The 2,954-nt window shown below is 60.8% G+C and carries 2 protein-coding genes; both read left to right on the plus strand.

Annotated elements, in window-relative coordinates; genetic code table 11:
* The first annotated feature begins 276 nt into the window (after positions 1-276).
* On the plus strand, positions 277-1,473 hold the full coding sequence (dapC, locus tag BQ17_RS15230; protein ID WP_089728484.1) for a succinyldiaminopimelate transaminase: 1,197 nt from the start codon (positions 277-279) through the stop codon (positions 1,471-1,473).
* 212 nt (positions 1,474-1,685) lie between these two features.
* Positions 1,686-2,786 carry a cell division protein ZapE gene (zapE, locus tag BQ17_RS15235; RefSeq protein ID WP_089728486.1) on the plus strand — a complete coding sequence of 367 codons (1,101 nt, stop codon included), beginning with the start codon at positions 1,686-1,688 and terminating at the stop codon, positions 2,784-2,786.
* Positions 2,787-2,954: the final 168 nt, after the last annotated feature.

The raw sequence follows: 2,954 nt of genomic DNA on the forward strand, positions 1-2,954 counted from the left end.
TTTTATGCTTGGCCGCTCACTTTCCGGCCCATTTAACGCCACGACGCAATGGCGCCAAGACGCAAAGTTTCTTTGTTTTTTCTTTGCGTCTTGGCGTCCTTGCGTCATTGCGTTTTTTCGCGAACTGAGCCACGACCCAAATAACCCAGGACCGCGCCCGGACAGGCACGGCGCCGAACGCAGCGTAACGCAACACGACCCTCGGATCCATTTTTACCAGACAGCTTCTTATACTATATAAGGACTCCTGCCACTCAAGACGCCACTCTGCATACCATGAACCCGGATTTGGATCGTCTCCAGCCCTACCCTTTCGAACGGCTTGCCGCGCTGATCGCCGGTGTGGAGCCGCCGTCCGGATCGGACCGGATCCTACTCTCCATCGGTGAGCCCAAACACACTCCCCCGGCCTTGATCGCGGAGGCGATGAGCGCCCATTTACAGGGTTTGTCCATCTATCCGAACACCCGCGGACTCCCGGAGCTACGGGCGGCCATTGCGCACTGGCTCACGCGCCGCTTCGACCTGCCGGCTGGGGACATGGATCCGGAACGCCAGGTATTGCCGGTGAACGGCACCCGCGAGGCCCTGTTTTCCTTTGCTCAAGCCGTCGTGGACCCAGGCCCCGATCCCCTGGTGTTGATGCCCAATCCCTGTTACCAAATCTATGAGGGAGCGGCCCTACTGGCCGGGGCCCAACCCTACTACCTACCCTGCACCGAAGAGAATCGCTTCATACCGGATTTCGATTCCGTGGCCGCGGATATCTGGCGGCGTTGTCAGCTCCTCTACATCTGCTCACCGGGGAATCCCACCGGGGCGGTCATCCGGCAGGCCACTTTGCAGCGGCTGATCGCCATGGCCGAAGCATACGATTTCATCATCGCTGCCGACGAGTGCTACTCGGAGCTCTACTTCGACGAGGCGGCGCCACCCGCGGGGTTGCTCCAGGCAGCCGCGGCCATGGGATACCGGGATTACCGACGCTGTGCGGTGTTCCACAGCCTGTCCAAGCGATCCAGCGTGCCGGGGCTGCGCTCGGGCTTCGTCGCCGGGGACGCCCGGATCATCGAGCGCTACTTCCGCTATCGCACCTATCACGGCTGTGCCATGCCCCTACATCACCAGTACGCCAGCATCGCCGCCTGGGGTGACGAGAGGCATGTGGTCACCAACCGCCGAGCTTACCGGGAGAAGTTCGACGCGGTCCTGGCGATACTGGATGGCCTGCTGCCCGTTTCCCGACCGGATGGGGGCTTCTATCTGTGGCCGTCGACCCCGATCGAGGATACCGAATTCGCCCGCGGGCTGTTTGCCGAAGAAAACCTGATCGTCCTACCGGGGCGTTACCTCTCGCGCGAAGTGAATGGGGTGAATCCGGGTGCCCGGCGTCTGCGTCTCGCCCTGGTGCCTCCTCTGAATGAATGCGTGGAAGCGGCGCAACGCTTGCGGCGCTATGTCGATTCTCTGTAGGCAATCGGTGTCGGGGCGAAGCTAAGAGGCTATCTAAAAACTAATACAGGGAACTCCAGAATCCTATCTGGAATCAGGGTTCGATGGAGGCAAGCTCGTTAACGGAATCAAGAACAGTCGGTGATGGTGAACCGATTACGACCGATTTGCGTTGATTCGCGTTCATTTGCGGCAAAAAAGAATTTCCTAACCATACGCAGCTCCTCAGCACCATGACACCCCTTGAAAGATACCAAGCCGATCTGGCCCGAGAAGATTTCGAGCATGATCCGAAGCAGGCGGCGGTGGTGCGGGCACTGCAACAGGTCTACGAGGAGCTGATAGCCAGAGAGCAGGACGACCGCGGCGGGCTTTTCAAGCACCTGAGATTTACCGCCCGCTCCCGCCTGGATCCGGTACGTGGCCTCTATCTGTGGGGAGGGGTAGGACGCGGCAAGACCCATTTGGTCAATGAGTTCTACAAGGCATTGCCGTTTCCCCGGAAGCTACGGGTCCATTTCCATCTGTTCATGCTGGACCTGCACGGAGAGCTGAAGAAGCTGCCGGCTACCCCCGATCCCGTTCCCCTGGTGGCGGAAAGCCTGTCCATGCAGTTCAAGGTCCTCTGCCTCGACGAGTTCCACGTCACCGACATCACCGACGCTATGTTGCTGGGCCGCTTGTTGACGGCCCTGTTCGAGCGCGGCGTCACCCTGGTCACCACCTCCAATATCCACCCGGACGATCTTTACCGCGACGGGTTACAGCGCGAGCGCTTCGTACCCGCCATCAAGCTCATCAAGGATCACACCCGGGTCATCTGCCTCGACGGGGATGAAGACTATCGGCTCCGCTCGCTCGAACATGCGGAGATCTATCATTTTCCATTGGACGCGGAGGCCGACAACAGCTTACTTAAGGGCTTTCATGGGCTGCGACCGGAAGGCGTCGTGGAAGGGGGGGAGATCGAAATCGAAGGCCGGCCCATTCCCACCGCCCGGTACGCGGACGGGATCGCATGGTTCGACTTCAAGGCCCTGTGCGACGAGCCCAAGGGGACTATCGACTACATCGAGATCGCCCGCTGCTTCCATACGGTCTTCATCGCCAACATTCCCCAAATGGGCGATGAGGAAAAAGACCAGGCCGCGCGCTTTATCCGCCTGGTGGATGTCCTCTACGATCATAATGTGAACCTGGTCGCCTCCGCCGCCGCTGCCCCTACCGAGCTCTATACCTCGCGTTCTCCGCTCGCGTTCGACTTCACACGCACCGCGAGCCGTTTGGAAGAGATGCGCAGTCACGACTACCTGGCCCGCAGCCATTTGCCCTAACCTGGTCGGCCCTTCGCCGTCACACCCCTCCGCTGTGCGCCAGCTACTCTGGCCGCTGTGACTGCTGTCCCCTCACGCCCGGCGGTACCGTCCCGCGCGCGGCCCGCGTCACGCTCGGGTCCGGTGGTCATTCCAACCCTTTCACCCTGGCCCTCCGGCCGGCTCCCA

Source organism: Candidatus Thiosymbion oneisti (genome assembly GCF_900092655.1).
Classification (GTDB): Bacteria; Pseudomonadota; Gammaproteobacteria; order Chromatiales; family Chromatiaceae; genus Thiosymbion; species Thiosymbion oneisti.

What these genes read in the sequence shown, in the direction of transcription:
- dapC (WP_089728484.1), top strand. Translation starts at nt 277, where the DNA reads ATGAACCCGGATTTGGATCGTCTCCAGCCCTACCCTTTCGAACGGCTT.
- zapE (WP_089728486.1), top strand. Translation starts at nt 1,686, where the DNA reads ATGACACCCCTTGAAAGATACCAAGCCGATCTGGCCCGAGAAGATTTC.